We start from the raw sequence: 16,207 nt of genomic DNA on the forward strand, positions 1-16,207 counted from the left end.
GATTTTGAATAAACAAAAAGGAGATATTTCTTCTCCTTTTGTTTTTCTTAGTTATCGCTATTTTATCACTAATTGGTAAAAGATACTAATATGTTTAGTTAGCCTCTTCTAGAAGCTGCCCTTCATACAAATCATGATAGGCCCCACGTAGTTGAAGTAGTTCATCATGATTTCCTTTTTCAAGTATTTTTCCATTCTCTAGCATAATAATTGTATCTGCCTCTTGAACCGTATTTAAGCGGTGGGCGATTACAAAGCTCGTTCTTCCTTGCATCAAGCGCTGCAGTGCATCTTGAATTTTTAACTCCGTGATTGTATCAATATTACTTGTAGCTTCATCAAGAATTAAAATCGATGGGTTTGCAATTAGTGCGCGTGAAATCGTAAGCAATTGCTTTTGTCCTTGACTGATTCCACTACCCGTCTGGTCTAATTCTGTATCATAACCTTTAGGAAGCTTCATGATAAAGTCATGTGCATTTGCATTTTTCGCTGCATCCACGACTTCTTCATCTGTTGCATCAAGTTTACCATATCGAATATTTTCCCGAATCGTCCCTTGGAAAAGAAACGCATCCTGTAAAACGAAGGCCATATGCTTTCTAAGGCTCGAACGTTTTATGTCCTTGATATCTACACCATCTAAAGTGATACTTCCTTCATCATAATTATAGAACCGGGAAATGAGATTAATAATTGTTGTTTTTCCAGCACCCGTATGACCAACAAAAGCAACAGTCCTACCAGGTTTCGCTTCAAAACTAACATGATCAATAATGACATCATCCTCATAAGAGAAGACTACATCATCAAAAACAATATGACCATTCGTCTCTGTAATCTCTAATGCATCTTCCTCATCTCGTTCTTCCTGTTCTTCATCCATTACATTAAATACGCGCTCAGCACCAGCAATCGCTGATAGTAGCATGTTAAACTGGTTGGATAACTCATTTAATGGACGTGTAAACTGACGAGCATATTCAGTGAAAATCACGATGATCCCGACAGTAACAAGTTCTTGGTTCGTATAGATAGCAATTAAACCACCAACTAATGCAATCAAACCAAAACTAAGGAAGTTAAGTGTATTCATGATTTTTGGGATAAAACCTGCAATGGTCAGTGCCCAAAATCCTGTTTTCTTTAATTCATTGTTTCTTTCTTCAAAACCTGCAATTACTGTTTTTTCTTGAGAATAGGTTTTAACTACATGCTGACCAGAAACAATCTCTTCTACATAGCCATTCACTTCACCTAAATGTTTTTGCTGTAATTTATATAATGGACCAGTTCGCTTAGTAATCCATTTCATTGCAAAATACATAGCTGGAATGATGATTACTGTCACAGCTGTTAAAATCGGACTTAAGATCAACATAACAACTAGTGTCCCGACAAGTGTTAATACACTTGAAAAGATTTGAATAACAGATGAGTTAAGGACGTTATTCACGTTATCGATATCATTCGTTAATCGACTCATCAATTCGCCATGCTGTCTTTTGTCAAAGTAAGAGATAGGTAAACGGTGGAATTGTTTAAATAAATCCTTACGCAGATCAAATACCGTGTTTTGAGCAATCCCTATCATAAAGAAACTTTGTAAGAAAACCGCTAATGAAAAGAAAAGATAGACAAGGAGTAAACCAATCAAGAGTCTACCCAAACCAGCACTTTCCTGTGTAACGATGAAATTATCAATAGCCATCCCAATCATATAAGGACCAAGTAAGCCCAAGGCTGAACTGATGAGTACCATAAAGATAACGAGGAATAGCATTTTCTTTTGCCTTGCTAAATAATCCCAGACTCTTTTAATCGTTCCACGCATGTTCTTAGCACGTTTGTCTTTATCAACCTCAACCGTGTCTAATGGGATTTTTTCATATTGAAAGGGAGCTTTCCACTCATTATTGGACATATGCATACTCCTTTCCAAATTGTGATTCAACAATCTGCTGATATAAATCTGATTCCTTCAATAGCTCGTGATGTGTGCCAACTGAAAGGATCTCACCCTCATCCATTAAAAGAATGCGGTCAGCAGTTTTCGCCGTTGAAATCTTTTGTGTAATAATTAGCATTGTACAGTTATATTTTTCAATTGCTTTTAGTAATTTACCTTCTGTTGTTAAATCTAAAGCACTCGTACTATCATCCAACATAAGAAACTTAGGTTTACGGATTAATGCACGTGCAATGGAAACCCTTTGTTTTTGTCCACCAGAAAGGTTTACACCTTTTTGACCAACTCTTGTTTCATATTGATTTGGCAGACTCATAATTGTATCGTGAATTTGTGCATCTTTTGCTGCTTGAACAATTTCTTCATCTGTCGCATCATTTTTACCCCAAGCAATATTATCCCGGATGGTACCAGTAAATAATAGGGGAGTCTGTGGTACATAACCGATATTATTTCTGAGCTCAATAAATGAATAGTCAGATGCAAGTCGATCATCGATCCAGATTTCACCTTGTGTTGGTTCGTAAAGACGAGGCATCAATTGGAAGAGAGAAGTCTTTCCAGCTCCAGTCGCTCCAATTATCGCTAGTGTTTCACTTGGATTTAATTGGAATGAAATATCTTTTAGCGTCATTTCATCAGCCGTCGGATATTTGAAAGAAACATTGCGATATTCTACCTTTCCATGCTCAACCCTTAAATCACTATCTCCACTATATTCTTCAGAATCGCTTTCTTCTTCAAGAGCTAATACTTCACTTACACGTTCTGTAGAAGCTTTTGTTCGAGATAGGACCATAATAATGAAGGCAAACATAGAGATTGCCATTGCGACACGAAGTGCATAGTTTATAATTGCAACTACTTCACCAACTGCAGCTTCACCAGCAATTGACTGTGTATTACCAAACCAAATAATAAAGATAAGACTCGCGTTCATAATAAATAGAAGAACTGGCATCGATGCTTCTATAAAACGGAAAGTCTTTCTTGTTGAGGAAGCCAATGCATCGTTTGCATCCATGAAGCGATCTTCTTCATAGCTTCTTCTCGTAAATGCTTTGATTAATCGCATACCAGCAAGGTTCTCCTGCATTACTCGGTTAACAAAGTCGACGTTCCCCTGTACTTTAGCAAACATTTTACTCGCATACTTCATCACGAAGAATAAGAATAAAATAAGTAGTGGTACAGTAATAAGGAAAATCATAGCTAAGCGGGCGTTAACCACAAAGGCCATTGTTACACCACCAATAACGAGCAGTGGAGCTTTTGCCATAATTCGTAGTGCCATGAATATCATGTTTTGAATTTGGCGGATATCATTTGTAAAGCGAGTGACTAATCCAGAAGTGGGATAATGACTTAAGCTTTTAAATGAAAAGTATTGAATCTTAGAGAATAACTTTTGTCGTAAATCGTAGCCAAACGCGAAGCTAACATGTGAGGAATAAAAGGAATTAAATATCCCAACCACAAGTGCAAGTATCGACATACCAACCATGATACTGCCCCACATCACTATATTACCAACATCCTGACCAATTACTCCTTGATCAATCATAAGTCCCAAGAACAAGGGGAGTAGTAGTTCAATTACGAGCTCGAGCAACATCATGACATATGCCAACACGATGGATAATTTATACGGTTTTAAAAATGAAAATACGTTCTTCAATGATGTCCCTCCAAAAAAATAAGAATATTAATTTTACCAACTATCTCACTATTATAATCGGTTCAAATCTAATTTACCACTATTTACTTCGAGAAGCGAAGGAATTTTGTATACTTTCATATACATACGTAAAAGTAAGGAAAATATGTTATTATAGATGAAGAATAAAATTACCTACATACATATGAGGGGGGAAATCATGGATATTGCAGCATTATCAACCATCATGAGTCAAGTACAAGTGAAGCAACAAGCAAACCTGTCTGTCATGAAAATGACAATGGATACTGGAAACAACCAAGCAGTTGACATGCTCCAAATGTTAAACGCAAGCGCACCACAAGCAGACCAAGCAGTAGATCCAAACTTGGGAAGAACGATTGATATTAAATTATAATTTGGATGATTGCTTGTAAGTAGTAAAAGAATGATACTTGCAGGCTTTGGGTTTCTATTATATACTATTCTTGCTGTCAAAATTTAATAACGATTCCGTAGCTCAGCTGGGAGAGCGCATGCTTGACAGGCATGAGGTCGTTGGTTCGAGCCCAATCGGAATCACTAATTGTAACGCTTATCCTATAAATGGGTGAGCGTTATTTTTTGTTTGAAATTGTTAAAAAGTAAATCTAAGCTTGGTGATAAAGTTTTGGAAAATCTAACATGCTTACAGGTTGGCAAACCTTACAAATTTGTATTTAAATAAACACCACTCCATGCTATTATATAAAGCTAAGGGGGAGAAGTATTATGAGATTTATTAAGTATCTTACTATAATAATTATTGTTCTGATTTGTATCGGTTATGGCGTATATTATTTCGGAACAAATATTGCCTCTGCAAAGATAATTGAAGTAGTATCAACTGAGCTTGAAGAAAGCGGTGAAATGGAAAACATTATAAAAGTAATTGAAAGTGATCCACAGTTGAAGGCTTTTATAGATGACGCAAAAACAGTCGAGGAAGATGAATTACCCTTTACCACTAAAGAAGAAGCCACAAGAGTTGTGATTAAAAAGTTAGGGATTTCTGGAATCCAAGATATACAATCCAAAGTACAGCAAGGTGAAATGACGAAGGAGCAGCTTATGCTAGAGGTTGAAAAGAATTTTACCGAAGAGGAAATAGCAGCGCTAAAAGTCATTGCTTATAAAGAGATTTATAACAAGTAATATTCATATATAGGTACAAACGTAAAACTTACTCAAGAAAATACTTTCATAATTAATTTAACTTCATTCAAAAAAGATGACTTCATTATTGAGAGTCATCTTTTCTTTTATCAATATACAACGTTCCATCCTTCTGCACTTCCGCAAAAAAGACATCATCAATGGATAGAATATTAGCAGACTTTAACTGTCCGCTTAGCCATTCCTCACTTAAATGCAATTTTTTCAAATTATCTTTCTTAACCTTCCCATCAGAAATAATTGTTGTAGGAATCGGAATAATACTTTCTGCAACTGGAATATTCATATCATTTTTAGTCACCGGTTGCGCGATGACTTTTTTCATAACGGAAAGTGTTCCATCGGTTTCAAATATGGCATAGTCAACGTCTGTGAAGCTGAACACACTATTCTTACGTAACAGTTGGCTTAAAGCATCTATATCTAAACGTACCTTTCGAAGTTCACTCTCCATCACCTTACCATTTTTAATTAAAATTCGTGGTTGCCCTTCTACAGCCAATCTGGCTAAGGGTGATTTAATATCGAGAATCCCAACGATAACTGTAAACGCACTCCAGACAATGAGAGCTATTAAACCATTTAGAATACTTATGGAAGAATCAATTGCAAGTGAAGCCCCGATCGTCCCAAATGACAAAGCGGACACGAAATTAAAGAAGGTCATTTGAGATATTTCCTTTCTCCCCATGATCCTTGCTAACACGATGAGAGTGATGAACGTGATGGTTAGTCGAAGCAATAATTCTAAGATAGTCATGTTGAGACTCCTTTTTTAGCAATATTTCTATTTGTCACTAAAAAAATGATCTGTATAAAGTTCATTATATATTTTAGTATGGCTATATTATTTGGAACGATACATAGGTGCCGGCTAGAATACCTTCAAAATAATGAAGCGTTTAAAACTCATAAATGATGTCGTTTAATCTACGTATTCTATGGGTAACTACACAACGATGAGGATATAATATGTTTTAGCTTTACCAATAATATTTAGAAAAGAGGTTGAATAATGGGAAGATTAGATGGAAAAGTAGCAATCATTACAGGAGCTGCACAAGGTTTGGGCGAAGCTCTTGTTAAGCGTTTTACTGAAGAGGGCGCAAAAGTTGTCGGTGTGGATTTAAACGAAGAAAAGTTGAAAGAAACGATTGCTAAATATGGAGATGAACATCTTGCATTAAAATTAGATGTTACAGATGGAGCAGGTTGGGAGAGTGTCGTTAATACGACAGTTGAGAAATTTGGGAAACTTGATGTATTAGTTAATAACGCTGCAATGATGTCAAACAAAGGTGTACTTGAATTAAACCCTGAGGAGTATATGAAAGTCATGCAGGTGAATTCATTAGGAACAATGTTAGGCATTCAAAAAAGTATTCCTAAAATGCAAGAAAACGGTGGAGGATCTATTGTTAATATTGCATCGATTGGCGGTATGAAGTCTGGTACTGCTGATGGTGGAGACGCTGCCTATTCTGCTTCGAAAGGAAGTGTTCGTGCGCTGACTAAGCACGTTGCACATTACTTTGCGAAAGATAATATCCGTTGTAGTGCTGTGTATCCGGGTGGAATTATGACAGATATGTTGAAGAAAGTTTTCAATGATAATCCTGATTTGTGGGAACATGTAAAAGTTTCAAGTCCACTTCCAAATCATATTGCTGAACCAGAAGATATTGCGAATGGTGCTATTTACTTGGCAAGTGATGATGCAAAAGCTGTAACGGGTACGGAACTTGTTATCGATAATGGTACAATGACACATTAAAATGAAAAAAGAGACCAAAGCAAAAATGCTAAGGTCTCTTTTTTCTATTTAGCTTTAATCTTAAAGTAAGCAATCTTTTCTTCAAGATTCTCTGAAAGTGCTGCAAGTGCATGGGTTACTTCTACAATTTCATTAAACGAGTTATTTTGATCATTGATAGCGCTAGAAACGGTGTTGGTATTTTCAGTTGTATTACTTAGTAAAGCTACAACTTCCTTCATTTTAGCAACAATCTCTTCCAATTCTGTCGAAACTTCATTAACAGACTCAGAGGAAGCTATGAAGTCATTGTTTGCAGTTTTAACTTTATCAGAAATTAAGTGGAATATGGCTCCTGCTTCTTGCGTTTTTGCTAAACCAAGTTGTGTTTCTTCATTACCTTCTTTACTTTCGGTTAGAGCTTCTTCAATTTCACTTTGAATTTCATTTAGTAAGGAACGAATATTTTCTGTTGATTCGCCAGACATTTCTGCCAGATTACGTACTTCGTCGGCAACAACCGCAAATCCTTTACCCGATTCTCCAGCTCTTGCTGCTTCAATTGCTGCGTTTAGAGACAAGATATTTGTTTGGTTGGCGATATCATTAATAATATGAATAATATTATCAATTTGCTCTGACTTATGTTGCAGTGAAACCATCGTATCTGTTAAACTACCAATTTTATTCCCGATACTTTCCATTTGTAGATTAGTATCATTCATCGTGTTAATTCCTGAAATCGATTCTGCAACAGTTTCTTTTGAGATATTGGCAAAATCATTCAGTTGCTTAGAAATCGAATGAATATGATTAGATAAATTAACGATAATTTCATTTATTTGATCCGTATGAACCAGCTGCTCCGATGACATATTATTGATATTTTCTATATCTGAAGTATTTCTATTCGAAATATCTGATATGTATTGTGAGCTAGCTGACAACTCTTCAGAAGTAGCTGCTAGTGTTTTTGTATTCATTGCAACATCAGATAAAATATCTCTGAACTTATCAATTAACATATTTAGGTTTTCTGATAGAACTCCAATTTCATCATTTGATTTGTGGTCAAAGACAACTGTTAAATCACCATTACTTACTTCTTTAACGTTCTCTGTAACTTCTTCAATTGGTTTAATTAATCGGCGTGTGAAGAATGCTGAAATAGCTAATACAGCAAAGAGAGGAACTAAATTCCAAATTAATGATGAAAATAATATGTTGAGTGTTCGGTCTTGGACGATTTGTCCTGGAAAGTCGATCGCGCTTATTGCAATAACTTCATTTCGCGGATCTTGGTCCTTATATATCGGTGCAAAACCAGTTATTGTTTCGAGATTATTAAAATCATAGATATCACTATAATCTTCATGTTTTCCGTTCACAATGTTATCGATTGTTTCTTGGTCAATTGGATGTTTGTATCCTACGTCTACGCCTATTTCTTTCGTGTAATTGTCAGCTACGATCACATTACCTTCTAAATCAAGTATGTATTGATTTCTAAAGATATGTTTATGGTCTACTGTCCAATCCAATTCATTTCCTAAAATTTCTGCAGCTTCCGCATCACCATCTAAGATCAATTCCATTTCTTCTGTCGTAATTAAGGCTGTAGTGATACTCGCACATCCATAAGCCTCAACACCAACGGAATCCAATGTTTGATCGTATATATTGAGATACATAAACACATTTGTTGTTAAAAAACTAAAAAGTAAAGATAAAGAAAGGACACCTACAATTTTTCTTGATAAAGATTTCAACTTATCACCCATTCTATAAACTTATATACCTAGTTCATTATATCTTTTTGTGAATTATTATCAATGTATATAGCGATGAAATTTAATCTATTTGGTGACTTTTTACTAAAAAATTAGAATGCGTTGGAAATATATTTTATCAAATTGCTGAGCCTTTCTCCATCATAAGTTTTGTGACTATTTACGGTATGTAAAAAAATCTTAACCTTTGTAATGAGCCAAAAGACTTATAATAGGTGTGAGAGCTTTATACATAATGAAGGATTTTTTAAGAAGTAGACAGAAAATAATAGTTAGGAGTGCGGGGATGAAGAGATTAAGTAACATTTTTAAATTCAAGAAATTAAGGCAGAAAATATTGTTTAGTTTTTCAATTGTTTTATTTTTTGTTGTAGTACTTTGTGGTTTTATGATTTATTCAATTAAGACAGTAAATGATGATTTAAAAACAATACTAGATCAAGAGATGGAAGTTTTAATCACTAGTGAAAAATTAGTGATTAATTTATTGGATCGTACGAGATTGATCCAAGGTCATTTTTTATTTGGTGATATTGAATATAAACGATCGTATGATGAGGGATTAGAAGAGAGTACAGCTCTTGAACATCAAGCGATAGAAATTATTGAATCCGCGGATTTCATCACGTCTCTTGAAAAGATGTCTGCATGGGGTGAAGTTGCTGAAGAGATTTTTTCGGTGTATCAATTAGGAAGAATTCCAGAGGCAAGGGAAATTCTGAATGAAGAACTAGAGCCGTTTGGAATAGATTTGATCAATGAATTTCAACTTCATGCGAATCATGCAGAAGACCGTATTTCTACATTGAGCAATGAAATTCAATCAAATATTACGACCATGATGCTTGTAGGTGTGGTTATTTCTGTGATTGTTATTATTATAAGCATTTTTACTGCATTAACGACAGCTAGAATGATCACGAAACCTATTCGTACATTAATGAAACGTATGAAATCAATTGCTTCTGGTAACTTAGATAACGAACCTCTCAACGTAGCTACTCGAGATGAAATTGGTCAGTTAGTGACAGCTGCAAACGAGATGAATAAAAGTATGTCTGAAATCATTCTCAAGATTTCTGATGTGACAAATACGCTCACTTCCCACAGTGAAGAGCTTACAGAATCAACACATGAGGTTCGTCAAGGGACGAAGCAAATCTCTTCTACGATGGAGCAATTAGCATCTGGTTCAGAGACACAGGCAAATCAAGCAAATGCTTTGTCAGGAATGATAGCTAACTTTTCAGTGAAAATGGAAAAGGCAAACGACAATACACTTCTAATGCAGAAGGAATCTAACCAAGTTTTAGAAATGACAAATGAGGGATCGATTTATATGGATTCTTCAACGAAACAAATGGCGAGTATTGATACGATTGTGCAAGCTGTTGTGGAAAAAGTAAGAGGATTAGATGAGAAAACGCAGGATATATCTAAGCTAGTAACTGTTATCAAAGATGTTGCTGACCAAACAAATCTACTAGCCTTGAATGCTGCGATTGAAGCAGCTAGAGCCGGTGAACATGGACGAGGTTTTGCAGTAGTAGCTGATGAAGTTAGCAAGCTCGCGGAACAGGTTGGACACTCGGTTACTGATATATCAGAGATAGTATCTACAATACAACTCGCCTTTAGTGAAGTGACAAGTGAATTAGATAGTGGTTATCAAGAAGTAAAAGAAGGAACGTTGCAAATTCAAAAAACAGGAGAAAACTTCACGGGAATACGAGCTTCTGTAACGGATATGTTTGATAAAATCCAGCATATATCGGATTATCTTTCTGAATTTGCCATTAGCAGTCAGAAAATGAGTACATCTATCCAAGAAATATCAGCAGTTTCTGAACAATCTGCAGCTGGTGCACAACAAACATTTGCCTCAACGCAACAATCAAACAGTGCAATGGAAGAAGTAACAATGAATGCACAAGACCTATCCCAGCTAGCAGAAGATCTAAACGAATTAATCCGGCAATTTAAAGTATGAAACATGGGGACGGTTCTCGCGTTGCAATGAATGCAACAAGAGAACCGTCCCCATGTTTCAATTTATTCGGCTTGGTTTGCTTTTAGTTTTGCCATGTTTGCGGTAGTGCCGCCATCGACAAGTAAGTCTGTTCCAGTGATGTATGACGCTGCGTCACTTATTAGGAATTCAACTGCAGATGCAATTTCTCTAGCTTCACCTTCACGTTTAAGTGGAGTGTTATCTAGCATTACTTTCATTTGCGCCTGTTGTTCGGATTCCTGTCGACCCATTGGTGTGTTAATCGTTCCAGGGGATACAGACACAATTCGTGCTCCTTTTTCTCCCCATGCCCATGCTTGGTCTTCAACAATTAGCTGGACACCAAGTTTTGATAAACTATAAGCAGCTCCAGGGTCACCTTTAGCCATTTGCTCGATTGTTTGGATGATGTTTTCATCTAGAGGTTTCTTTAAAACTTCCACATGAGGTCCTTGTTTTGGAACAAAGTGTCCGCTCATGGAAGAAATACATACCGCTACTGTCCCAGGACTAGCTAATTTTATAAATTCATCTAAGATAATTCCTGTTCCAACTAAATTAACATCTGTAATACGTTCTGAAGTTGCCATTGTAGGCGATAACCCAGCTGTATGAATAATTGATTTAAATTTTCCTAATGAAGTTGATTTTTCTGCTAGAGCTTGGACATTTTCTCTGTTTGTAATATCAACTGTTTGATAATGAACATTTGAAACTCCCTTGGCTTCAAGCTCTTCTTTCGCTTGCACTAAGCGCTCTTCACTAATATCTGCTAGAAGTACCGAACCTTTCTTTCCAACTAATTCTGCAATCGCTTTCCCCATTCCACCTGATCCACCGGTAATTACATAAACATCTGACATTTCATTTCCCCCTTATATTGTTTCAATCATGATTCTTCTTTATCCTATGGTATAATTTAGCTGTATTCAACGGACAATCGAGGGTCGAATGTCCACTCACTGGCAGGGGGGATAGCCATCTATATTCATAAAGAAGAATTGTCAGCGAAAGATTATATTTTACAGGCTTTATTAGAGCTTCTTCATGAACAAAACTTTGAAGAAATAACAGTGAAACAAATTGTGAAGAAAGCGGGAATTAGTCGCTCAACTTTTTATCTCCATTTTGAAGATAAATATCAGCTGATGGATAATCTACGCAAGGACATTACTGCAATATTTTTAGCTAATTACGATATGAAAAATATAATAGATAAGCCACCAATACAAAAAATCACTCTCCAAATATGTCAACATACTTACGAATATAGAGATTTCTACAAGCAAGAATTAAATTCTCCAGCATATTCGAAATTACTATCTGAATTATTGAAGGAAAAATTCATCGAAAACTTTAAAGACAAGGGATATGCTACATTTGCTAGTTACGGAACGATCGGCTATTTAGCCAACTGGGTACAAGATGATTTCAAAATGACCCCAGAAGAGGCTGCCGAGGAGTTGGCGAGAATTGGTATGACAGATTGGTCAAGATAATTTTATGAAACATGGGGACGGTTCTCTTGTTTCAATGAATGCAACAAGAGAACCGTCCCCATGTTTCAAAGAATGCGCTTATTTGTTTTATCAATTTACTATAATTAGCGTATACTAAGTAAATATCATAAGTATTGAGGTAGATGAATTTGGCAAATACGCATATTTTTTCAAAAGGCGAGGAAATCGCAAACGCAATAACGCATGGTATTGGCGCGATATTTAGTATTGTTGGCTTGGTATTTTTGATAATCACAGCTTCTATTGAAGGAACGGCAATGCATGTTATAAGCTTTACAATCTTTGGTACCACGATGCTCTTACTCTATACATCTTCAACACTCGTGCATGCTCTACCACAAGGAAAAGCGAAGGACCTCTTTGAAATATTCGATCACTCATCGATTTATTTATTCATTGCTGGAACATACACACCTTTTACCTTTCATATTATTCAAGGGACGCTTGGTTGGACAATGTTTGGCATCATTTGGGGGCTAGCTATCTTTGGAATTATTTTCAAAGCATTCTTTACTAAAAAATTCCTAATTACCTCTACAATTCTTTATGTATTAATGGGATGGATGGTTGTCCTTGGTTGGAATCAAATTGTAGAAAATCTCCATCCAACAGGTTTACTTTTATTAATTATTGGTGGGTTAGCGTACACCTTTGGAGCTGTGTTTTATGTGTGGCGTGGTTTTCGCTATCATCATTTGGTTTGGCATATTTTCGTTTTAATTGGAACGGTGTGTCATTACTTTTGTATTTTACTTTTCTTTATACCTTAATCAAAAATAAGAACGAGTTCTATTGAATGAACCTGTTCTTATTTTCTTTACCTCTCAAGTACTCTTCTATCCAATCTAATGCTTCATCATATACTCCTACAATTTGTATAAAATGGCTATTGAACCCAAAAATATCAAAGTTTTCAAATCTATTAAACATTAAATAAAATAATGTTGATTATCTAGCAAAGATATTGTATATTATATGAAATAAGTTATAGGTCTTTTTTCTTATATAAAGAGTAATATTATTTATTAATGAAAGTAGAGTTCTAGGGGGATGTCAGATGAAGTGGAATAAAACCATTAGTTTTAAGTTAAGCATCATGATGGCGGTATTATTAATTGTTCCTATTGTAATTGTAGGTTATTTTTCCTATCAGAAGTCAAGTGCACTGGAATATGCTGTAATCCAAAAAGAAGAACTAGAAAATTTATCTGGGAACTTCGAGGATATTTTTAATGAATATGAGGAGACCTTAATTCAAGTAGGTAATTTACCGGAATTGGACCATGAAACCTATGAGGTTGGAGAACAAAGTGGAGACGGTTTTCCAAATATGCCATCTGTAAACGATCCCGAGAAAACAATATTTTATGAAGAATTTCTAGATGATATAGCAGAGGAACATGATTATACTTTAAATTTATACTTCGCCACAGTTGAGGGAGCTTTCTATTTATCTAACATTCCACCTGTAGAAGTGAATTTGAATGATTATAACCCAACGCAGACGGAATGGTATCAGCTTGCAACAGAAAGTAGTGGTCAAGTTATTTGGACGGAACCCTATTTAGATACGGGAACAGGAAAATCAACCATCACATTAGCGAAGACAATTGAAAATAACGCTGGAGAAATAACGGGTGTGGTTGGCTTGGATTTTGATATGCATAAGCTTTCCGTTTTATTAAGGCAAGACTTACTTAGAACAACAATTATAACTGCAGTTGTTTCAGTGATAATAGGTGGTATTGCAGTGTTTATCTTTGTCAGGAGATTTAGTGGCAACCTAGCTCTTATTCAAAATAGATTAGCTAACATTGCCAATGGGGAATTAGATAATGAAAGAGTAGTTGTTAATAGTAAAGATGAGATAAATGAATTAGCAAATACAATGAATTTAATGCAAGATAACTTAAAAGAAATCATTCAAAAAGTCGGTGAAGCTTCAAACCAACTTTCAGATAAGAGCGTGGAATTAACAGAATCTGCGATGGAAGTAAAAGAGGGGTCTGAGCAAGTAGCCACGACAATGCATGAACTGGCAGCTGGAGCAGATACGCAAGCGAGTAGTGCTAGTGATTTATCTATTTCTATGCAAGCTTTTATTCAGGAAGTAAATAGAGCGAATCATAGTAGCGATAATATTCATCAGTCTACAAATCAAGTTTTAAGTATTACGAAGGAAGGTAGCCAGTTAATGGAATCTTCTAAGGAACAAATGCTTAAAATTGATGCGATCGTGCAAGATGCGGTCGATAAAGTAAAAGGACTAGATACCCAATCACAGCAAATTTCTAAACTAGTTTCCGTTATTCAAGATATTGCTGGACAAACCAATCTATTGGCACTGAATGCATCGATTGAAGCGGCTAGAGCTGGCGAACATGGAAAAGGCTTTGCAGTAGTTGCATCTGAAGTTGGTAAGTTAGCTGAGCAGGTTTCAGAATCAGTAACAGATATTACTGATATCGTTTCAATGATTCAAAACGAATCAAGTGTTGTCGCTGCTTCTTTACAAGGTGGATATATAGAAGTAGAAAAAGGAACAAATCAAATTGAAGCGACGAGTGAAAAGTTCGATGGTATAAACCAAGCAGTATCGGATATGGTAAATGACGTAAAGGCTGCATCTCAAAGCTTAGCGGACATTGCTTCAAGTAGTATAAAAATGAGTAAATCAATCGAGGATGTAGCTGCTATATCAGAAGAATCAGCTGCAGGCATTGAAGAAACATCTGCATCATCTGAAGAGACGAGTGCATCAATGGAATTAGTTGCGAAGAGCTCCAATGATTTGAAAAAATTAGCAGATGACTTACATGATCTTGTTCATCAATTTAGAATTTAATGGAATGAAAAGTGAATCACTATTTAATAGTAGTGAGAGAATAAGTTAGACCATACTTAGGAGTACAATTCGCATAGCGTCTCGTACTCCTTTTTTAGTGATAGGATAGAGTAGTCGAGTTTCATACCTAAATTGTTTTGGTGAGACTTATGCACAAAGTGTGGCAGTATAGTTAATGAAGCAACTCAACTATAATAAATTCATTGGAAAATATAGGAGGAAGATAAAATGGGAAACATATCAACTTTTTTAATGTTTCAAGATGGCAACGCAGAAGAAGCGATGAATTTTTATACATCGATTATTGAGGACTCTGAAATTACGAGTGTTGTTAAATATGGGGCTAATGAAGATGGACCAGAAGGCACCGTGATTCAAGCTAGTTTTCGTTTGAAAGGTCAAGAGTTCATGTGCAGTGACAGTTATATCAAACATATATTCGATTTCACACCATCTATCTCAATTTTTATTACTTGTGATACGGAAGACGAACTTAATAATCTTTACGAGAAACTGAGCGAAGATGGACAAGAACTAATGCCTTTAAACGACTATGGTTTCAGTAAAAAATTCGGTTGGGTAAACGATCGCTTTGGAGTCTCGTGGCAATTAAATCTTCCTTCCTGAAGTCTTGAGGCACATGTAACAAGTTAACACTTCAGTATGAAAAACCATGCGCGTTTGTAGTTGAGCGAACGGATGCATATACACAACAAGGAGATCGTCAATAAGGCGGTCTTTTTTACTACCGTGAATCTTAGTGTTAGTGCAAATCAAACTCTATAAATATAAAATCACATAAATGCTACTGAAATTTACAAAAAAACAGGTGAGAGGAAAACCTTACCTAAAAGGAGAATGATTAAAATGATAAAACCCTTTTAATGTTTAATCGAGAATGTGAGAAAGCGTTCAACCTATATCAAAAAGCATTTAATGGAGAAATCATTACGATTCAAAAATATAGTGAAATGCCAGCAAATCCTGATTTCCCAGTGGCTGAAACGGATAAAGACCTCGTATTACATGCTGAGTGGAGGATATCTGAGTCCTCTACGATTTTAGGAGCGGATATGAAAAGGCAAACTTCAGATTCTGGGAAAGTTGCAATTAGTATCGAATTAAATTCTCAAGAGCAAGCAAAAAATGCTTGGACCATGCTTAGTGATGGAGGCAGCATTCAAATGGACTTACAACCGACTTTCTTTGCAAAACTTCACGGATCATTAAAGGATAAATTCGGTGTTACTTGGATTTTTACTATTGAATAAATAGAGTGCTATTTATACAGTTATTGCTGTTTTATTTCTCGTAACTAATACAATTCATTTATAATAATCACCAAGCAAAGAATCCACCTGTTTCACAAGAAATTCAATTATGTTAGAATATGAAATGACGCTTTGAAATGAAAATTAAATATAGAAGTAATAGATCGGGGGAGACG

General features: G+C 35.6%; 14 protein-coding genes and 1 tRNA gene. 10 read left to right on the forward strand and 5 right to left on the reverse strand.

Annotation, left to right across the window (positions count from 1 at the left end):
- Positions 1–94: 94 nt before the first annotated feature.
- Together ACXYMZ_RS07195 and ACXYMZ_RS07200 are read right to left on the reverse strand one after the other, a co-directional pair.
- Entirely contained in the window at positions 95–1,924 is a 1,830-nt protein-coding gene (locus ACXYMZ_RS07195; protein ID WP_458947707.1) for an ABC transporter ATP-binding protein, read from the reverse strand.
- Positions 1,914–3,647: an ABC transporter ATP-binding protein gene (locus ACXYMZ_RS07200; RefSeq protein WP_458947708.1), complete on the reverse strand. Its 1,734-nt coding sequence runs from the start codon at positions 3,645–3,647 to the stop codon at positions 1,914–1,916. Before ACXYMZ_RS07200 ends, ACXYMZ_RS07195 begins: the two co-directional genes overlap by 11 nt.
- Positions 3,648–3,846: 199 nt before the next feature.
- Here ACXYMZ_RS07200 and ACXYMZ_RS07205 point away from each other — a divergent pair, with 199 nt between their 5' ends.
- The 3 genes from ACXYMZ_RS07205 to ACXYMZ_RS07215 all read left to right on the forward strand — a co-directional run bounded on the left by ACXYMZ_RS07205 (position 3,847) and on the right by ACXYMZ_RS07215 (position 4,820).
- Positions 3,847–4,044: a YjfB family protein gene (locus ACXYMZ_RS07205; protein WP_458947709.1), complete on the forward strand. Its 198-nt coding sequence runs from the start codon at positions 3,847–3,849 to the stop codon at positions 4,042–4,044.
- A 91-nt stretch (positions 4,045–4,135) separates the two neighbouring features.
- Positions 4,136–4,208: transfer RNA gene (locus ACXYMZ_RS07210), tRNA-Val, on the forward strand.
- A gap of 189 nt (positions 4,209–4,397) precedes the next feature.
- On the forward strand, positions 4,398–4,820 hold the full coding sequence (locus ACXYMZ_RS07215; protein ID WP_458947710.1) for a hypothetical protein: 423 nt from the start codon (positions 4,398–4,400) through the stop codon (positions 4,818–4,820).
- A gap of 85 nt (positions 4,821–4,905) precedes the next feature.
- On the opposite strand, the gene ACXYMZ_RS07220 is transcribed toward ACXYMZ_RS07215, so the two are convergent.
- Positions 4,906–5,601, reverse strand: coding sequence for a YetF domain-containing protein (locus tag ACXYMZ_RS07220; RefSeq protein ID WP_458947711.1), 696 nt, complete (start codon positions 5,599–5,601; stop codon positions 4,906–4,908).
- A 255-nt stretch (positions 5,602–5,856) separates the two neighbouring features.
- Between ACXYMZ_RS07220 and ACXYMZ_RS07225 the strand changes: the two genes are divergently transcribed.
- The gene (locus ACXYMZ_RS07225; RefSeq protein ID WP_458947712.1) at positions 5,857–6,615 is read left to right on the forward strand and encodes an SDR family NAD(P)-dependent oxidoreductase; all 759 of its coding nucleotides are present in this window, start codon (positions 5,857–5,859) and stop codon (positions 6,613–6,615) included.
- Positions 6,616–6,659: 44 nt separating this feature from the next.
- Here ACXYMZ_RS07225 and ACXYMZ_RS07230 read toward each other — a convergent pair whose 3' ends face one another.
- Positions 6,660–8,375: a methyl-accepting chemotaxis protein gene (locus ACXYMZ_RS07230; protein WP_458947713.1), complete on the reverse strand. Its 1,716-nt coding sequence runs from the start codon at positions 8,373–8,375 to the stop codon at positions 6,660–6,662.
- A 295-nt stretch (positions 8,376–8,670) separates the two neighbouring features.
- On the opposite strand from ACXYMZ_RS07230, the gene ACXYMZ_RS07235 reads away from it, so the two are divergent.
- A complete protein-coding gene (locus ACXYMZ_RS07235) occupies positions 8,671–10,374 on the forward strand; it encodes a methyl-accepting chemotaxis protein (protein WP_458947714.1) in 1,704 nt (567 codons plus the stop codon).
- A 62-nt stretch (positions 10,375–10,436) separates the two neighbouring features.
- On the opposite strand, the gene ACXYMZ_RS07240 is transcribed toward ACXYMZ_RS07235, so the two are convergent.
- The gene (locus tag ACXYMZ_RS07240; protein WP_458947715.1) at positions 10,437–11,258 is read right to left on the reverse strand and encodes an SDR family oxidoreductase; all 822 of its coding nucleotides are present in this window, start codon (positions 11,256–11,258) and stop codon (positions 10,437–10,439) included.
- Between the two features lie 138 nt (positions 11,259–11,396).
- On the opposite strand from ACXYMZ_RS07240, the gene ACXYMZ_RS07245 reads away from it, so the two are divergent.
- The 5 genes from ACXYMZ_RS07245 to ACXYMZ_RS07265 all read left to right on the forward strand — a co-directional run bounded on the left by ACXYMZ_RS07245 (position 11,397) and on the right by ACXYMZ_RS07265 (position 16,031).
- Positions 11,397–11,894, forward strand: coding sequence for a TetR/AcrR family transcriptional regulator (locus ACXYMZ_RS07245; RefSeq protein WP_458947716.1), 498 nt, complete (start codon positions 11,397–11,399; stop codon positions 11,892–11,894).
- 149 nt (positions 11,895–12,043) lie between these two features.
- The gene (trhA, locus tag ACXYMZ_RS07250; RefSeq protein WP_458947717.1) at positions 12,044–12,685 is read left to right on the forward strand and encodes a PAQR family membrane homeostasis protein TrhA; all 642 of its coding nucleotides are present in this window, start codon (positions 12,044–12,046) and stop codon (positions 12,683–12,685) included.
- 287 nt (positions 12,686–12,972) lie between these two features.
- Positions 12,973–14,760: a methyl-accepting chemotaxis protein gene (locus ACXYMZ_RS07255; protein WP_458947718.1), complete on the forward strand. Its 1,788-nt coding sequence runs from the start codon at positions 12,973–12,975 to the stop codon at positions 14,758–14,760.
- A gap of 228 nt (positions 14,761–14,988) precedes the next feature.
- On the forward strand, positions 14,989–15,387 hold the full coding sequence (locus ACXYMZ_RS07260; RefSeq protein WP_458947719.1) for a VOC family protein: 399 nt from the start codon (positions 14,989–14,991) through the stop codon (positions 15,385–15,387).
- 257 nt (positions 15,388–15,644) lie between these two features.
- Positions 15,645–16,031, forward strand: coding sequence for a VOC family protein (locus ACXYMZ_RS07265; RefSeq protein WP_458947720.1), 387 nt, complete (start codon positions 15,645–15,647; stop codon positions 16,029–16,031).
- Positions 16,032–16,207 lie beyond the last annotated feature (176 nt).

Source organism: Oceanobacillus sp. CAU 1775 (assembly GCF_054482815.1).